Origin of the sequence: Pseudophaeobacter sp., from assembly GCF_048267565.1 — a bacterium.
GTDB lineage: Bacteria > Pseudomonadota > Alphaproteobacteria > Rhodobacterales > Rhodobacteraceae > Pseudophaeobacter > Pseudophaeobacter profundi.
On the sequence record NZ_JBLWXG010000001.1, the window covers coordinates 607,757 to 623,481 of the forward strand.

General features: G+C 58.0%; 16 protein-coding genes and 1 pseudogene. 13 read left to right on the forward strand and 4 right to left on the reverse strand.

The features are described from left to right. Positions 1–11: 11 nt before the first annotated feature. From guaA to ACN0VH_RS02880, 6 genes are all read left to right on the forward strand, one after another. Complete coding sequence (gene guaA, locus ACN0VH_RS02855) at positions 12–1,580, forward strand: glutamine-hydrolyzing GMP synthase (protein ID WP_417699444.1); 1,569 nt, start codon at positions 12–14, stop codon at positions 1,578–1,580. A 190-nt stretch (positions 1,581–1,770) separates the two neighbouring features. Then, positions 1,771–2,664, forward strand: a complete 894-nt coding sequence (locus ACN0VH_RS02860) for a DMT family transporter (protein WP_278921755.1) — start codon at positions 1,771–1,773, stop codon at positions 2,662–2,664. 79 nt (positions 2,665–2,743) lie between these two features. Then, complete coding sequence (locus ACN0VH_RS02865) at positions 2,744–3,601, forward strand: ATPase (protein WP_278921756.1); 858 nt, start codon at positions 2,744–2,746, stop codon at positions 3,599–3,601. Between the two features lie 57 nt (positions 3,602–3,658). Continuing rightward, positions 3,659–4,576 carry a homoserine O-acetyltransferase MetA gene (metA, locus tag ACN0VH_RS02870; RefSeq protein WP_278921757.1) on the forward strand — a complete coding sequence of 306 codons (918 nt, stop codon included), beginning with the start codon at positions 3,659–3,661 and terminating at the stop codon, positions 4,574–4,576. A 163-nt stretch (positions 4,577–4,739) separates the two neighbouring features. Beyond that, entirely contained in the window at positions 4,740–5,609 is an 870-nt protein-coding gene (ppk2, locus tag ACN0VH_RS02875) for a polyphosphate kinase 2 (protein ID WP_417699445.1), read from the forward strand. Beyond that, positions 5,602–6,216 (forward strand): TetR/AcrR family transcriptional regulator, encoded by a 615-nt coding sequence (locus ACN0VH_RS02880; protein WP_232401044.1) that lies wholly within the window; start codon positions 5,602–5,604, stop codon positions 6,214–6,216. Before ppk2 ends, ACN0VH_RS02880 begins: the two co-directional genes overlap by 8 nt. Positions 6,217–6,412: 196 nt before the next feature. On the opposite strand, the gene rpsI is transcribed toward ACN0VH_RS02880, so the two are convergent. Then, positions 6,413–6,898, reverse strand: a complete 486-nt coding sequence (rpsI, locus tag ACN0VH_RS02885) for a 30S ribosomal protein S9 (RefSeq protein WP_232401041.1) — start codon at positions 6,896–6,898, stop codon at positions 6,413–6,415. A 5-nt stretch (positions 6,899–6,903) separates the two neighbouring features. Beyond that, a complete protein-coding gene (gene rplM / locus ACN0VH_RS02890) occupies positions 6,904–7,362 on the reverse strand; it encodes a 50S ribosomal protein L13 (RefSeq protein WP_122073589.1) in 459 nt (152 codons plus the stop codon). Positions 7,363–7,657: 295 nt separating this feature from the next. Between rplM and ACN0VH_RS02895 the strand changes: the two genes are divergently transcribed. After that, positions 7,658–8,200: a hypothetical protein gene (locus ACN0VH_RS02895; protein ID WP_278921759.1), complete on the forward strand. Its 543-nt coding sequence runs from the start codon at positions 7,658–7,660 to the stop codon at positions 8,198–8,200. A 62-nt stretch (positions 8,201–8,262) separates the two neighbouring features. Here the strand turns inward: ACN0VH_RS02895 and ACN0VH_RS02900 are convergent, their stop codons facing one another. Continuing rightward, positions 8,263–9,666 (reverse strand): aminotransferase-like domain-containing protein, encoded by a 1,404-nt coding sequence (locus ACN0VH_RS02900; protein ID WP_278921760.1) that lies wholly within the window; start codon positions 9,664–9,666, stop codon positions 8,263–8,265. Between the two features lie 94 nt (positions 9,667–9,760). On the opposite strand from ACN0VH_RS02900, the gene ACN0VH_RS02905 reads away from it, so the two are divergent. From ACN0VH_RS02905 to asd, 3 genes are all read left to right on the forward strand, one after another. Next, a complete protein-coding gene (locus ACN0VH_RS02905) occupies positions 9,761–9,994 on the forward strand; it encodes a DUF1127 domain-containing protein (protein ID WP_417699447.1) in 234 nt (77 codons plus the stop codon). Positions 9,995–10,240: 246 nt separating this feature from the next. Next, positions 10,241–10,696: an adenosylmethionine decarboxylase gene (gene speD, locus ACN0VH_RS02910; protein WP_417699448.1), complete on the forward strand. Its 456-nt coding sequence runs from the start codon at positions 10,241–10,243 to the stop codon at positions 10,694–10,696. A 130-nt stretch (positions 10,697–10,826) separates the two neighbouring features. Beyond that, positions 10,827–11,735: an archaetidylserine decarboxylase gene (gene asd / locus ACN0VH_RS02915; protein WP_278921763.1), complete on the forward strand. Its 909-nt coding sequence runs from the start codon at positions 10,827–10,829 to the stop codon at positions 11,733–11,735. Here asd and ACN0VH_RS02920 read toward each other — a convergent pair. Beyond that, on the reverse strand, positions 11,710–12,138 hold the full coding sequence (locus tag ACN0VH_RS02920; RefSeq protein WP_278921764.1) for a PaaI family thioesterase: 429 nt from the start codon (positions 12,136–12,138) through the stop codon (positions 11,710–11,712). The genes asd and ACN0VH_RS02920 overlap by 26 nt on opposite strands. Before the next feature lie 55 nt (positions 12,139–12,193). Here ACN0VH_RS02920 and ACN0VH_RS02925 point away from each other — a divergent pair. The 3 genes and pseudogenes from ACN0VH_RS02925 to gluQRS all read left to right on the forward strand — a co-directional run. Further along, positions 12,194–12,985, forward strand: a pseudogene (locus tag ACN0VH_RS02925) (enoyl-CoA hydratase); the annotation flags it as partial. Between the two features lie 492 nt (positions 12,986–13,477). Next, positions 13,478–14,821, forward strand: a complete 1,344-nt coding sequence (trmFO, locus tag ACN0VH_RS02930; protein WP_417699450.1) for a methylenetetrahydrofolate--tRNA-(uracil(54)-C(5))-methyltransferase (FADH(2)-oxidizing) TrmFO — start codon at positions 13,478–13,480, stop codon at positions 14,819–14,821. Positions 14,822–14,843: 22 nt separating this feature from the next. Continuing rightward, positions 14,844–15,716, forward strand: a complete 873-nt coding sequence (gluQRS, locus tag ACN0VH_RS02935; RefSeq protein ID WP_417699452.1) for a tRNA glutamyl-Q(34) synthetase GluQRS — start codon at positions 14,844–14,846, stop codon at positions 15,714–15,716. Positions 15,717–15,725: the final 9 nt, after the last annotated feature.

Consider the following 15,725-nt stretch of genomic DNA (forward strand, 5'->3'; position numbering starts at 1 on the left):
ATGAGCCAAACATGAGCCAGACATCCCATGACCGCCTTCTTATCATAGACTTTGGCAGCCAGGTTACGCAGCTGATTGCGCGCCGCCTGCGTGAGCTGAATGTCTATTGTGAAATTCACCCCTACCAGAACGTCACAATGGATTTTGTGCGCCAGTTGGCGCCAAAGGCCGTGATCTTTTCTGGTGGCCCAGATAGCGTGACACGCGAGGGCAGCCCCCGTGTGCCGCAGGAAATCTTTGACTACGGTGTGCCGATCCTGGGCATTTGCTATGGTCAACAGGTGATGATGCAGCAACTTGGCGGCCAAGTCGAAAGCGGCCATGGCACCGCCGAATTTGGTCGTGCCTATGTCAAACCCACCGTGGCCACCCTGCCGCTGCTTGACGGCTGGTTTCTTGGCGATGAAGACCGCGAACAGGTCTGGATGTCCCACGGCGACCACGTAAGCAAAATCGCCCCCGGCTTTGAAATCTATGGCACCTCGCCCAATGCCCCCTGTGCCGTCATCGCCGATGTGGCGCGCAATTTCTATGCCGTGCAGTTTCATCCCGAAGTACACCACACACCCAATGGCGCCAAGCTTTATGAAAACTTTGTGCGCCTGGCCGGGTTTACTGGCGACTGGACCATGGGGCTGTACCGCGAGCAAGCCATTGCCGAGATCCGCGCGCAGGTCGGCGACAAAAAGGTCATCTGCGGGTTGTCCGGCGGTGTCGACAGTTCGGTCACGGCTGTGCTGCTGCACGAGGCCATTGGCGATCAGCTGACTTGTGTTTTCGTTGACCACGGCCTGCTGCGCAAAGGTGAGGCCGAGGAGGTCGTCACCATGTTCCGTGACAACTACAACATGCAATTCATCCACGCCGATGAACAAGAACTGTTCCTCGGAGAGCTGGAAGGACAGTCCGACCCCGAGACCAAGCGCAAGATCATCGGCAAGCTGTTCATCGATGTGTTCCAGAAGCATGCCAACTCCATCGAGGGGGCGGAATTCCTGGCCCAGGGCACGCTTTACCCTGATGTCATCGAATCGGTGAGCTTCTCTGGTGGACCTTCGGTAACGATCAAGAGCCACCACAATGTCGGCGGTCTGCCCGAAAAGATGGGGCTGAAACTGGTTGAACCCCTGCGCGAGCTGTTCAAGGACGAAGTCCGTGAACTGGGCCGCGAACTGGGCCTGCCTGCCAGCTTTATCGGTCGTCACCCCTTTCCTGGGCCAGGCTTGGCCATTCGCTGCCCCGGTGAAATCACCCGTGAAAAGCTGGACATCCTGCGCGAAGCCGATGCGGTCTATATCGACCAGATCCGCAAGCATGGTCTGTATGATGACATCTGGCAGGCCTTTGTTGCCATCCTTCCGGTTCGTACCGTCGGGGTGATGGGCGATGGCCGCACATATGATTTTGCCTGTGCCCTGCGCGCGGTAACCTCGGTGGATGGCATGACGGCTGATTATTACCCCTTCAGCCATGATTTCCTTGGCGAAACCTCGACCCGTATCATCAATGAGGTCAAGGGCATCAACCGCTGCACCTATGACATCACCTCCAAGCCTCCGGGCACCATCGAGTGGGAATAGGCTGACCGCTGCTTGGTGACGATGAAAGCTGCTGTAACGAACTCGAAACCCCGGCCCGCAGGCTGGGGTTTGGTTTTTCCCGCCAAAGACCAGGCTTGGGTCATTCGCTCTGGCAAATGAACCGGGCCATTGACGCGAGAGAAGAAAAGCGCTTCCTGTGATAGGCAGGTGCCGCCCAAAGGATCCTCCGATGACCAGTGAAACAAGAATACTGCCAGCAGCGCTTTGGATGCTGGGCGCGATTGGCTCTTTTTCTGCCATGGCCATCGCCGGGCGTGAGGCGGGGCAGACGCTCGACACCTTTGAAATCATGACCTATCGCAGCCTTGTCGGACTATTGATAGTCCTGCTGGTGATCACCTTCACAGGCAAATGGCATCAGGTAAAAACAGATCGGCTAAGCAGCCATCTGGTGCGAAACCTGGCGCATTTCACCGGCCAGAACCTGTGGTTTTTTGCGGTAACCCTGATCCCGCTCGCACAGGTTTTTGCGCTTGAATTCACGTCACCGCTCTGGGTGGTGGTGCTGTCCCCGCTTCTGCTGGGCGAAAGACTGACACGGATCCGCGGGTTTTCCGCCGTGCTGGGCTTTGCTGGCATCTTGATTGTTGCGCGCCCCTCGCCCGAAACCCTGAACGCTGGCGTTATCACCGCCGCAAGCTGCGCCATCTTCTTTGCGCTGACCGTGATCTTTACTAAGCGGCTGACCCGGCATGAAGGCATCGCCTCGATCCTGTTCTGGCTGACCGGAATGCAGCTGGTGATGGGGCTGGTCATGGCGGGCTGGGATGGCGATGTGACATTGCCAAGCCTGGCACTGCTGCCCTGGATCTTACTGATCGGTTGCGCCGGGTTGGCGGCACATTTCTGCTTTACCAATGCCCTTTCGATTGCGCCGGCCACGGTGGTCGTGCCCTTTGATTTTGCCCGCCTGCCCGTGATCGCGATCTTGGCAATGCTGATCTACGGAGAAGCCGTGGTGATCTGGACCTTTGTCGGCGCCGGGCTGATCTTTTTCGCCAACTACCTCAATATCCTGGAGGCTGCCGGACGTATCGGGGCAGCCAGAACCGATCCGGCCTGACGGTGTGATTGAGGCCAAGAATTGACCCGATCGCGCTGGCGCAGTAGCAAGGCCAAAGCACAACAAGAAAGACCGGGCAATGCTCTATCAAACTGCACAAGACTGGCGGGATGCGCCGCAAAAACGCGTATTGTTTTTTGGCATGTCCGGGCTTGGGAAAACCTATGTCAGCAATATCTTGCGCGGTTCCGGCAGCTGGTTTCATTACTCAATCGATTACCGCATTGGCACCCGATATATGGGCGAATACATCGCCGATAACGCCAAATTTGAAGCGATGAAAAACCCCTTCCTGCGCGAGCTCCTGCTGTCGGACTCGATCTATATCGGCTCCAATATCACCTTTGAAAACCTGACGCCTGTCTCGTCCTACCTGGGCAAGCCTGGCGACCCGGCCAAAGGCGGGCTCCGGATGCAGGAATACCGGCATCGGCAAGAACAGTTTCGCCGCGCCGAGATCAATGCGCTGCACGACACCGAATATTTCGCCGAGCGCGCCACCCGTCTTTATGGCTATCCCAATTTCATCTGCGATTCAGGTGGTTCTATCTGTGAATGGGTGGATGCTGACAACCCGCAAGACCCCGTCCTGACCGAGCTGTCCAAAACATGCCTGATGGTCTGGATCAAGGGCGACGAGGCCCATACCGAGGAATTGATTCGCCGCTTTGACCGCGCGCCCAAGCCGATGTCCTACCAGCCCGAATTCCTGCAACAGGCCTGGGAAGACTATCTCAATCAAATGTCGCTATCAGAGGCAGATGTCGATCCTGATGCCTTTATCCGCTGGACCTATGCCCAGGCGCTGGCCCACCGCCAGCCCCGCTATGCCGCCATGGCCCGCAATTGGGGCGTCACGGTCACCGCCGATCAAATCTCTGCCATCACAAGCGAGGATGATTTCAACACCTTGATCGCCCAAGCGCTTGAGACCTAGGCCAGAACTGCCTATCTCTGTGACTTCCTGAACCTTTTATCCCATCGAGGACCTGACATGCCTATCAAGATCCCTTCTGACCTGCCCGCCTATGACGTTCTGACGAACGAAGGCGTCATGGTCATGTCGCCGGATCAGGCGGCACGCCAGGATATTCGCCCGCTGCGCATCGGCTTGCTGAATCTTATGCCCAAGAAGATCCAGACAGAAAACCAGTTTGCCCGGCTGATTGGTGCCACGCCATTGCAGATTGAACTGTCGCTGATCCGCATGACTGAACATCAGACCCGCAACACTGCCGCGGAACATATGGAAGAGTTCTACCGGTCCTTTCAAGATGTTAAGCACGAGAAATTTGATGGGCTGGTGATCACCGGTGCGCCGATCGAACACCTGCCCTTTGAAGATGTCACCTACTGGCAAGAGCTGTGCGAGGTGTTTGAATGGACCCAGACCAACGTCCAGTCGACCTTTGGTGTCTGCTGGGGCGGGATGGCCATGATCAACTACTTCAACGACGTCAAGAAACACCTGCTAGAGCACAAGCTCTTTGGCTGTTTCCGCCATCAGAACCTTGCGGACTCTTCCCCCTATTTGCGGGGGTTTTCCGATGACTGCGTCATCCCGGTGTCGCGCTGGACGGAAATCCGCCAGGATGAGATCGACGCCCGCCCAGGACTGACCACTCTCTTGGGTAGCCCCGAGGCAGGCCCCTGTCTGGTGGAAGACCCAGATCACCGCGCGCTCTATATCTTCAATCATTTTGAATATGACAGCGACACCCTGAAACAGGAATATGATCGCGATATCGCCAGTGGCACCGAAATCAATGTGCCGCAAAACTACTATCCCGGTGATGATCCAACCCAGGTTCCGCAAAACCGGTGGCGCAGCCACGCGCATCTGCTTTATGGTAACTGGATCAACGAGATATACCAATCCACGCCCTTTGATATGAATGACATCGGCGCGTAGACAGACTGCAGATATCAATGGGGACCGCAGGCCGGATCGATAAAGATCAGGGCCTGCGGAATGGCAAGCTGGCCTGTGACACCCCGGCGACGGATCGGTAAAAGCGAGTCACATCTCATGGCGCTTTGGCCTATAACAGTTTGAGCAGAGTGGAGGTTTACGCATGACATTGCCCTATGATGGCGCCATCAGTCGCTATTTCGAAACCGAAGCCCCTGAACACGTGGCCGAGCGCATCAAAGACAGCGACGAAGACGCTATCCTGAACCCGGATCATCCCTACAAGACGCGCATGTCCCGCAAGACCTATAAGCGCGAAGTCGAACACCTACAGATTGAACTGGTGAAAATGCAGTCCTGGGTCAAGCAGAGCGGCGCGCGCATTGCCATCCTGTTTGAAGGCCGGGATGCGGCTGGCAAGGGGGGAACGATCAAGCGGTTTCGTGAAAACCTGAATCCACGCGGCGCCCGTGTTGTTGCCCTGGATAAACCCAGCAAACCAGAGCAAAGCCAATGGTATTTCCAGCGCTATATCAACCATCTGCCCTCTGGTGGCGAGATCACCTTCTTTGATCGCAGCTGGTATAATCGTGGTGTGGTGGAAGATGTTTTTGGCTTCTGCACAGAAGAACAGCGCGAGCGGTTTTTTCACCAGGTCAGCCCCTTTGAAGAAGCCCTGGTTGATGATGGGATCCTCTTGTTCAAATTCTGGCTGGATGTCAGCAGAGCCGAACAATTGCGCCGGTTTCTGTCGCGGGAAAACGATCCGCTGAAACAATGGAAGCTGAGCCCTATTGACGTGCAGGGCCTGGCCCGTTGGGATGATTACTCCAAAGCCATCGCAGAAACCCTGCACAAGACCCACCGCCCGCATGCCCCCTGGCATGTGATCCACTCGGACGACAAGCGGCGGGCCCGTCTGGCCACCATCCGTACCGTTCTGCATGCGATTGATTATACAAACAAAGACAAAAAATCCATCGGTCCGGTCAATAGCAAGATCTGCACCGCGCCGGATAAACGTGATGTCTAAACGTGGCTATCATCATGGCAATCTGCGCCAGGCCTTGGTCGAGGCCGCATTGCGCCTGATTGAGGTCAAGGGCCCCACCGGATTCACCCTGTCAGAGGCGGCCAAGCAGGCGGGTGTCACCCCAGCAGCCGTTTACCGCCATTTTGAAGGGCGCGAAGATCTGATCGCAGAAGCCGCGCGTCAGGGTTTTTTGATGTTCGCCGACCTGATGCAGCACGCCTATGATAAATACCAGCCCTCGGCGCTGGCCGCATTCGAGGCAACGGGGCGGGCCTATCTGGCCTTTGCGCGCAAACACCCAGGCCACTACATCGCCATGTTTGAAAGCGGCATTTCCAGCAATCGCACGCCAGAATTGGCCAATGCAGCCCGTCGCGCCCACCAGATTCTGGAACGCGCCGCAGATGATCTGAGCCAGCATATCCCGGCAGAAAGACGGCCGCCTGCCTCAATGTTTTCCGCCCATATCCTGGCGATGAGCCACGGCGTTGTTGAGCTTTATGCCCGCAACACCCCGGGCACCAATTCCCCCTTTCCACCAGAAGACCTGCTGGAAACCGGGATTGGCATCTATCTGCGCGGCCTGGGCCTGATTGATCCTGACTAGCGACGCCCCCTTGCGTCTTCCGCCAAATCATCAACAACATTCGTTCACGGCCTGATCGCCGAAAGCGCGCGCCGCATATTATACCAGTGTCCATTCCGCAAGCACCGGCAACTGGCTACGGCGGGGCACCACACGGCACAAACAAAAAAGGGCCCGCCAATGGCGAGCCCCGTGATCCAAATTGAATCTGTATGATTTAGCGCTTGGAGAACTGGAAGGAACGACGCGCTTTGCGGCGGCCAAACTTCTTACGTTCAACAACACGACTGTCACGTGTCAGGAAGCCAGCAGCTTTCAATGCACCGCGCAGCGAGGGGTCATAAAGCTGAAGCGCCTTGGAAACACCGTGCTTTACCGCACCGGCCTGACCGGAAAGACCGCCACCTTTGACTGTCGCATAGACGTCAAACTGGTCTTCCACACCTGCAACCGTGAACGGCTGACGCAGGATCATCTGCAGCACCGGACGGGCAAAATAGGCTTTCATTTCTTTACCATTCACCACGACCTTACCGGAACCTGGCTTGATCCAGACACGGGCGACCGCATCTTTCCGCTTACCAGTGGCGTAAGAGCGACCCAGTTCGTCACGAACTGGCTCACGCGCGATGATGTCTTCGGCGACTGCTTCAACGCCTGCAACGGCGCTCAGCTCTTCGAGAGTGTTGATCTGATCAGTCATCGATATCAGCTCCGCGTGTTTTTCTTGTTCATGGACTTCACGTCCAGAACTTCGGGCGCCTGGGCTTCATGCCCGTGCTCGGTGCCAGCATAGATGCGCAGGTTGGTCATCTGCTGACGCGACAGACGGTTGCCTGGCAGCATGCGCTTGACGGCCTGATAGACAACACGCTCGGGGTGCTTGCCTTCCAGGATTTCCTGCTTGGTGCGGGACTTGATGCCACCTGGGTGGCCGGTGTGCCAGTAGAAGTGCTCGTCGCGCTTCTTGCCGGTCATCTGGATCTTTTCAGCATTGATCACGATGACGTTGTCACCCATGTCCATATGCGGAGTGAATGTGGCTTTGTGCTTACCACGCAGGCGCATGGCAATAATCGATGCGAGACGGCCCAGCACGACGCCTTCGGCGTCAATGATGATCCATTTCTTGTCGATATCTGCCGGTGTAGCAGAGAAGGTTTTCATGGCAGGTCAATCCTGTTTGTCGTGACGACGCAGAACAAAGGTCCAGCGCCCGATTTGATGGACAGGGTTTACGGAGTTCCCCGCCCCGCGTCAATGCTGTCAAACATGTTTAAATTGTTCAATTTCAACACCTTGCAAAATAGGTATAATGATACCCCACAAATAAGGCCCACCCTGCAGCCTTATCAATCGCACCCGTGACATTTTCACACCATCTCAGCCCCTTCCCCCCAAGTAGAGTTCTTCCGCTCTCAAAAAGTGATTACCCAAGAGAAAAACAACCCGAAGGTCACTGATGAAACTTTCTACACTCCTTATTTTCCCACTCGCCCTTGCTGTCACAGGTTGCATGCAGAACGCTCCGATCAAACAGCCCCCTGTCACGGTCTCGTTCAAAGACAACACTGCCGCCAATCGTGTTGTTGGCTACACCGAACCGGAAATCCGGACATTTGTTCCCGCGGAAATCACGGAAGAGCTTAAACAGCAGTATGACGCTCACCCGAACACCAGGCCAGCGGGCATCCAACGTAAAGAAATATCGGGCGCGACCTGCTCTATTGATACAGCGGAGTTTTCGGCACAATTCCAGACCCCGGCAATTGTTCGTCTGCCAAAATTTCACGGCAAACCTTCCAAGCTGCGCATGACCTGTAAAACGCCTGAGCTTTCGACGCAGTTCACACATAACCCAGCCCTTGACGGGGTGATTGTTGGCGGTGCCTCCGTTGCCGGACTTGTCGCTGCCGCAGTTACCGCCGGAGTTGCCGCTAGCAAAGACAATTGGTCCTACAGCGGCAACGACATTATCGTTTGGGTTAACCTCGCAGAGGAATGATACACATCAAGATTGCGCGCCTTCAGGCCAGCTGGTCATAGAGGGGCGCAACGCCCGCCAGATCAAACGCTAATCTGCTCTGGCGGGTTGTCCAGCAATGTACGCAGCCGCTGCATCGCCTCTTCGAACCGTTTCAAACTGACATGACCATTCACGCCAATGCGCACCGCATTGGGGGCGCGCCCGTCGCGCAGGGCAAATTCATCTGCAGACCGGATCTGCACCCCCTCGGCCTCGGCCGCGCGGGTAAAGGCGGCAGAACGCCAGCCGGCCGGCAGCTTCAACCAGAGAAACGGCACCTGATCATTCCAGACCAGTTCAAACCCGCCCAGGGCATTCACCGCGACCCGCACGTATTTGGCCATTTCCTCCCGCACCGCCTGGGTCAGCTCTTTGGTGCGCGGATCGCTAAGCAGGAGCCGGGTAATTTCCGCCAACGGCTGGGCCAGGCCGAAATAGCTATATTCCGCCGCCCGGCGCAGATCCTGTGAGCGCCCCGTGGGGGCCAGGGCAAAGCCCACCCGCAGCGCAGGCGTCAGGTTTTTCGAAATCGAGAACACATGCCAGGTGATATCCGGGGCCAGCGCCCGATAGCTTGGGGCCTGTGCGTCGCCCATACGGTAGCAATCATCCTCTAGGATCTGCACCCCGTGACGCCGCGCCACCGCAACGATTTCCTGGCGGCGCTGCAGCGGGGTAAACAGCCCGGTTGGATTGTGTACCTCGGGACTGGTACAAAGCACCTGCGCCCCGGTCTTACGAATGGCCAATTCCAGTGAATCGGGTACAATCCCATGTTCATCCATGGCCACACCAACCACCCTGGCCCGCAACAATTCTGCCGCGCGGCGAAAGCCTGCATAGGACAGATCCTCGACCAGGATCACTGGCTGCGGCTCTTGCAGCACGGTCTGCAGCACGGTGAGAATACCGTTCTGGCCCCCATGGGTCAAAACCACCTCTGCCTCGCCAAGCGGGCCCAGCGGCTGCCCGTCGAGCCAGTCAACAACCGCCTGCCGCACCGGCAGATAGGCGTCACGCGTTGGGTAGTTGAGGAACAACATCGCATCGCTATTGGCGACTTTCTCCATCACCTGACGCAGCGCCGCCACCTGCCCTACATCCACCATACGTGGGCTAAACAGGCTGACATGATGCGGATCTTTGGCCTCTTGCAGGTGCAACTGGCGTGACCAGACATCATCCATCACCTGGCTCGGCCGGTCCGCCACAAAGGTGCCGCGGCCAACCTCGGCCTGCAGCAATCCCTCATCCGTCAGGATCGTATAGGCCCGCGCCACAGTGCCGGGGGTGATCTTGAGCTGATAGGCCAGCTCTCGCACTGGCGGCAGTTTTGCGCCGCATTGCAAGATCCCGTCATCCACAGCGGTTCGAATGGTATCGGCCACCCGCTGATATTTTGGACCAGACTTACCGGCAAGATCCGGCGCCCAAATTGTACCCATTACAATCCATCCTTAGACAAGGGTATTCGACCATTGTATCAATTATACATAGCAGACAATTAGGATTGTATCAACACAATAAAGGACACTCCCCATGACGACGCCTGCAACACAAAGCCACACACATATGTCCTACCTGACGAACCGCGCCGCGCTGCCGGTTCTGGCCCAGGCGGCAGTTGCCTTTGCAGTCCTGGTCACCAAATGGTCCAACCGCCATCGCTCGCGCAAAGCTTTGAAAACGCTGAGCGTAGAACAGCTACGCGATATCGGGATCTCCCGCGCAGAGGCCCATTATCAAGGAACTCTTCCGTTCTGGCGCCCTTGATCCCCTGGGCACAGAGCAACCTTATGGCCGGGGCTTGCCCCGGTCTTTTTTTGCCTGATTGACAGTCATATCCCCCACATTTTGAAAACTAAGGGCCGGGCCAACCCGCCAGCGCCAAACAAGAATGGCACGGCGCAGTCGGCCAGGATTTCCCTTGATCAGCCGCATCAGCCTGCTTAGATGCGCTCAGGGCTGCCCCGGCCAGGCCGTCGCCCAGGACCGCCCACACCGCTGAAGGATACCCATATGCGCGACGCCCGTTCTGCCCCGCAAGGGATCGCCCCCCGCAAGGCAGCACAATCGCAGCGCAGCGACCGTTTGACCCAGCGCGACGGCCGTGTCTTTGCCGGCACCCACCTTATTATCGAAGTCACGCAGGGACGCGGGCTGGACAGCGAGGCCAATATTCAGCAGGCATTTTGCGATGTGATTGCCGCCTGCGGTGCCACGCTGCTGCATATGCACACGCATCGCTTTTCCCCTCAGGGGATCTCGGGCGTAGCGGTGCTGGCCGAGAGCCACATATCCGTGCACACCTGGCCCGAAGTTGGCTATGGTGCCTTTGATGTCTTTATGTGTGGCGATGCCGATCCCTGGCGGGCAGTCGAGGTGCTGAAGCGCGCGTTTGACACCACCTGCGTCACCGTACGCGAAATCCTGCGCGGGCCGAATATGCCCGACACGCCGCCCCCCACAGCCTAACATCCCACTGCCCCCTGCCGCCAAAGCTCGCGCCCCGTCCCGACAAGGCGAGCGCCAGGCACAATCCGCTTGAGCCAAGGCCACTGGCTCTGCTAGGCGATGAGAACACAGCGGATGCGAGGCAGATCAGATGCAAAATACCCCCATTCAGGTGGTCAATCGTGAAACCGGCCTGGTGTTTGACGAGGTCATCCTGGGCGAAAAATGGATCCGTTGGGCCTATCAGGACAGCAGCACCAAGCTGCTGGAACGGCTGCTGTTTCGCGCCCCCCTGATCAGCCGGTTGTTTGGCCGCTGGTTTGACAGCCGCTGGTCGCGCGGCAAGATAAAGTCGGTGATCGAAGAGCTGTCGATCGACATGACAGAGGCGGTACGCCCGGCGCAGGACTATACCTCCTTCAATGACTTTTTTGCCCGCCACCTGAAACCCGAAGCACGCCCCTACAACCCGGCCCCGGATGAAATCATCGCACCCGCCGACGGCCGGGTCCTGGTCTTTCCCGCGCTAAAGAATGATATTTTTGTGCCGGTCAAAGGCCATCCGATGTCGATCAACACCATGCTGCAGGATATGGCCGAACCCTTTCTGGGCGGTGCCCTGGCCATCGTGCGGCTATGCCCGGCGGATTATCACCGCTATCACTTTCCGATGGCCGGCGTGATCGAGCGCTGCCAGAACATTGACGGCGCGCTGCATTCGGTCAACCCCATCGCCCTGGGGGCGGGGCCCGATGTCTTTGGCGAAAACAAGCGCTGCAATACCCTGATAAAAAATGACAGGATCGGTCACTATTGCTTTAGCGAAGTGGGGGCATTTGGGGTTGGTTCCATCCTCAACACCAAGACCACAGGCGCGGTGCAGAAGATGGATGAAAAGGGCTATTTCAAATTTGGCGGGTCAACCGTCGTGGTGGTGTTCCAGCCCGACACAGTGACCTTTAGCCCCGATTTGGTTGCCAATAGCGCCGCTGGACGCGAAACCCTGGTAAAGGTCGGCCAACCCCTTGCACAGGTTACAGCGCGCGCACCGGCGGAATAGAATAAGTCATAGTGGACCGCGCCACCATCTTGTCAGATCCCTGTGAAAACATATGCACATCCCCCACAGCCAGGCTGCGCCCCAGCTTCAGCAGCTGACCCTTGGCGATAATGTCACACCCCGCCTCTGGTTTGCGCATGAAATCCAGCGATGAATTGGTGGTCACCGCCAAGGCTTTGGCCCCCAGTCGCGACAGGACCAGCGCGTATACCGTGACATCCGCAAGGGCAAACATTGACGGCCCTGAAACGGTGCCACCGGGGCGCAGGTGACGCTCTGCCACCTTCAACCGCATGGTGATGCCGTCCACCGATAGCGCATCGATGGCAAAATCCTCTGCCACCTGCGGGAAGATCTCTGCCATATAGGCTTCCAGTTCTCTTACGTCGAATGCCAATCCCATGCTTTTCCTCTCTCTCGTTGCGCCCTAGTGTTCACCCGGAACCCAAGAGGAGAGCAAGATGGCAATTCTGGAACGTGACGACAAAAACGCAATTGCGCATTTGCAAATGAACGCGCCGGATCGGCTGAACGCGCTGTCGGACGAAATGCTGGCGGCCCTGCAACAGCAGATTGACGCGCTGAAAGAAGATCGCAGCATCAAGGCGGTCATCCTCTCTGGCGCGGGCAAGGCCTTTTGCGCGGGCCATGACATTCGCCAAATGACCGCCGGGCGCGCTGCCGATGATGGCGGCCGGGCCTATTTTGACAGTCTCTTTGCGCGCTGCACCAGTGTAATGCTGGGCCTGCAACGCCTGCCACAGCCGGTCATCGCCCAGGTGCATGGGATTGCCACTGCCGCGGGCTGCCAGTTGGTTGCCTCTTGCGATCTGGCCATCGCCACCGAGGACTGCCGCTTTGGCGTCAATGGCGTCAATATAGGCCTGTTCTGTTCGACACCGATGGTGGCCCTGTCGCGCAATATCGGCCAAAAGCAAGCCTTTGAGCTGCTCACCACCGGGGATTTTGTTAAGGGGCCGCGCGCCGCCGAATTGGGCCTGATCAACCGCGCCGTCCCGACAGACCAGCTAGAGGCAGAGACCCGCGCCATGGCCGAAAAGATTGCCGCCAAGCTTGGCGCGGCGGTCAAGATTGGCAAAGAAGCCTATTATCAACAGCTCAACCTGCCAATTGATGCAGCCTACGCCTATACCAGCCAGGTCATCGTCGAAAACCTGATGCAGCCCGATACCGCCGAAGGCATGGCGGCCTTTCTGGAAAAACGCAGCCCTGATTGGGAAAAATCCTGAATTTTGGGAAAATTTTAGTCTTTGTTTACCATTTCGGATTTATTGTTTCTCTATCGGGCCTTTCAATAGAGGCAAGATAATGGCAAAGATTGGGCACGGGTTACGACCCGGACACAATTTGGGCCGCTGCAGCGGAAGGTCCCTCCAACCGGGAATCTCTCTCCCCGGTGACATTCCCGCGCAGCGGCCCCAAATGCTCCTCTCTCACTCCTAAAAATCAGTCCGAAACCGGGCCATCTGCACTGAAACCTGCAATCTTGATGCCGTATGGAAACATTGCACGCCCCGTCTGCGCATTGTCTCCCCTCGGGGCTTGCTCTTGCAGTGCAACATGCCCAACCCAACTTTCCGGACAACCACGATGGCCCAGATCGCAGGCCAAGTCGCAGTCCCCGTATTTCGGCACTTTTTGGCCACATTTGACCTGCGTCGGCGCCATATTCGACCACGGGTAATATTGCTTAACCCCGCGCTCTGCCCTATCTGCCCCCTATGACAAAGACATTGCATATCGTGGGCGGCGGCATGGCCGGGTCCGAGGCAGCCTGGCAGGCTGCGAACATGGGCGTCAAAGTGGTGATCCACGAGATGCGACCCAAAGTGGAAACCTTTGCCCATCAGACGGGCAATCTGGGCGAGATGGTGTGCTCCAACTCCTTTCGCTCTGATGATGATGAGCAAAACGCCGTGGGGCTGCTGCATTGGGAAATGCGCGCCGCCAACGGGGTAATCATGGCCAGCGCCGAAGAGCATCGCCTGCCCGCAGGTGGCGCCCTGGCGGTCGACCGCGAGCCCTTTGCCGAAACGGTGACCGCCAAGTTGAAGGCCCATCCCAATATTGAGGTGTCTTACGAGGAAATCACCGCGCTGCCCGAGGACGGCCATTGGATCTTTGCCACCGGGCCCTTGACCTCTGGCTCCCTGGGTCAGGCGATCCAGGCTGAAACAGGCGCCGAGGCGCTCGCCTTTTTTGATGCCATCGCCCCGATTATCTATGCCGAGAGCATTGATATGTCGCAGGCCTGGATGCAGTCGCGTTATGACAAGGGCGAAACCGAGGAAGAGCGCACCGCCTATCTGAACTGCCCCATGTCCAAAGACCAGTATGAGGCCTTCATAGATGCCCTGCTGGCCGCGGATAAAACCGAATTCCACGAGGGCGAAACGGCCGGGTATTTCGACGGCTGTCTGCCGATCGAGGTCATGGCCGAACGCGGTCGCGAGACCCTGCGCTTTGGTCCGATGAAGCCGGTCGGCCTGACCAATCCGCATCAGCCGGATGTAAAGGCCTACGCCGTGGTGCAGCTGCGCCGTGACAATGCGCTTGGCACCCTTTTCAACATTGTCGGCTTCCAGACCAAGATGAAATACGGCGCCCAAGCCGAGGTGCTCAAGATGATTCCGGGGCTGGAAAATGCCCGCTTTGCCCGGCTTGGCGGCATTCATCGCAATACCTTTCTCAACTCTCCCACACTGCTGGACGCCCAGATGCGGCTGAAATCAAAACCACATCTGCGCTTTGCCGGCCAGATTACCGGGGTTGAGGGCTATGTGGAAAGCGCCGCAATGGGTCTGCTGGCCGGGCGCATGGCCGCCGCCGAGATCCTTGGGCTAGAGCTGCCCGAGGTGCCGCAGGACAGCGCCATGGGCGCGCTGATCCATCACATTACCGGCGGCGCCGAGGCCAAGACCTTCCAGCCGATGAATGTGAACTTTGGCCTGTTCCAGCCCGTTGATGGGCTGAAAGGCGGGCGGCGTGGCCGCAAGGACCGCTACAAGGCCTATACCGACCGTGCCAAAACCGCCTGGACCGCCTGGCTGGACAATTTCTCCTGATCTGACAAAGGGGGCAATACCCGTGACCTTCATCACCCGTTTTGCCCCCTCGCCCACCGGCCCACTGCATCTGGGGCACGCCTATTCAGCGCTGCTCGCCCATGACATGGCGCGCGCTGCTGGCGGCAGCTTGCTGCTGCGCATCGAAGACATCGACCAATCCCGCGCCCGCCAATCCTGGGAGGCGCAGATCTATGAGGACCTGCATTGGCTGGGCCTATGCTGGCCAGAGCCCGTGATGCGCCAATCCAACCGAATTGCGCGCTACCAACAGGCGCTGGCGCAGCTCACGGCGCTTGGTCTGACCTATCCCTGCAACTGCAACCGGGCCGATATAGAGGCGGCAGCCGGGGCACCGCAGGAAGGCGTGGCGCAGTTTGGCCCGGATGGGCGCATCTATCCCGGAAGCTGTCGCCACCGCGCCGAAGAAACACCCAAAGCAGAGGATGTCATACGTCTCGATATCGCCAAGGCACTGGCGCTGGCCATGCAACAGACCGGGCTGCGTACGTTTGAGGAAACCGGTGCCAAATTTCGCGGTTCACACAGGCTGGACCCAACACTGCTGATTGAACGTGTGGGTGACATCATTCTGGTGCGAAAGGGAATGGGCAGCTCATACCATCTGTCGGTTGTGGTGGATGATGCCGATCAGGGCATCACACATGTCGTTCGCGGCGCCGATCTGTTTGACGCCACCCAGATCCATGTCTTGCTACAGGTTCTGCTGCGCCTGCCAACTCCCATCTACCATCACCATGATCTGATCCGCGACGAGGCGGGCAAACGCCTCGCGAAACGCGATGACGCCCGCGCCATCGCCAAATACCGGGCCGAAGGTGCCAGCCCAAGCGACATTCGCCGCATGGTCGGGCTCGCGCGCCCCTCTGCCTAGGTTCGGTCT

Bases quoted from the DNA above. Each gene is read 5' to 3' on its own strand.
- guaA (WP_417699444.1), top strand. From the start codon at position 12: ATGAGCCAGACATCCCATGACCGCCTTCTTATCATAGACTTTGGCAGC.
- ACN0VH_RS02860 (WP_278921755.1), top strand. From the start codon at position 1,771: ATGACCAGTGAAACAAGAATACTGCCAGCAGCGCTTTGGATGCTGGGC.
- ACN0VH_RS02865 (WP_278921756.1), top strand. From the start codon at position 2,744: ATGCTCTATCAAACTGCACAAGACTGGCGGGATGCGCCGCAAAAACGC.
- metA (WP_278921757.1), top strand. From the start codon at position 3,659: ATGCCTATCAAGATCCCTTCTGACCTGCCCGCCTATGACGTTCTGACG.
- ppk2 (WP_417699445.1), top strand. From the start codon at position 4,740: ATGACATTGCCCTATGATGGCGCCATCAGTCGCTATTTCGAAACCGAA.
- ACN0VH_RS02880 (WP_232401044.1), top strand. From the start codon at position 5,602: ATGTCTAAACGTGGCTATCATCATGGCAATCTGCGCCAGGCCTTGGTC.
- rpsI (WP_232401041.1), bottom strand. From the start codon at position 6,898: ATGACTGATCAGATCAACACTCTCGAAGAGCTGAGCGCCGTTGCAGGC.
- rplM (WP_122073589.1), bottom strand. From the start codon at position 7,362: ATGAAAACCTTCTCTGCTACACCGGCAGATATCGACAAGAAATGGATC.
- ACN0VH_RS02895 (WP_278921759.1), top strand. From the start codon at position 7,658: ATGAAACTTTCTACACTCCTTATTTTCCCACTCGCCCTTGCTGTCACA.
- ACN0VH_RS02900 (WP_278921760.1), bottom strand. From the start codon at position 9,666: ATGGGTACAATTTGGGCGCCGGATCTTGCCGGTAAGTCTGGTCCAAAA.
- ACN0VH_RS02905 (WP_417699447.1), top strand. From the start codon at position 9,761: ATGACGACGCCTGCAACACAAAGCCACACACATATGTCCTACCTGACG.
- speD (WP_417699448.1), top strand. From the start codon at position 10,241: ATGCGCGACGCCCGTTCTGCCCCGCAAGGGATCGCCCCCCGCAAGGCA.
- asd (WP_278921763.1), top strand. From the start codon at position 10,827: ATGCAAAATACCCCCATTCAGGTGGTCAATCGTGAAACCGGCCTGGTG.
- ACN0VH_RS02920 (WP_278921764.1), bottom strand. From the start codon at position 12,138: ATGGGATTGGCATTCGACGTAAGAGAACTGGAAGCCTATATGGCAGAG.
- trmFO (WP_417699450.1), top strand. From the start codon at position 13,478: ATGACAAAGACATTGCATATCGTGGGCGGCGGCATGGCCGGGTCCGAG.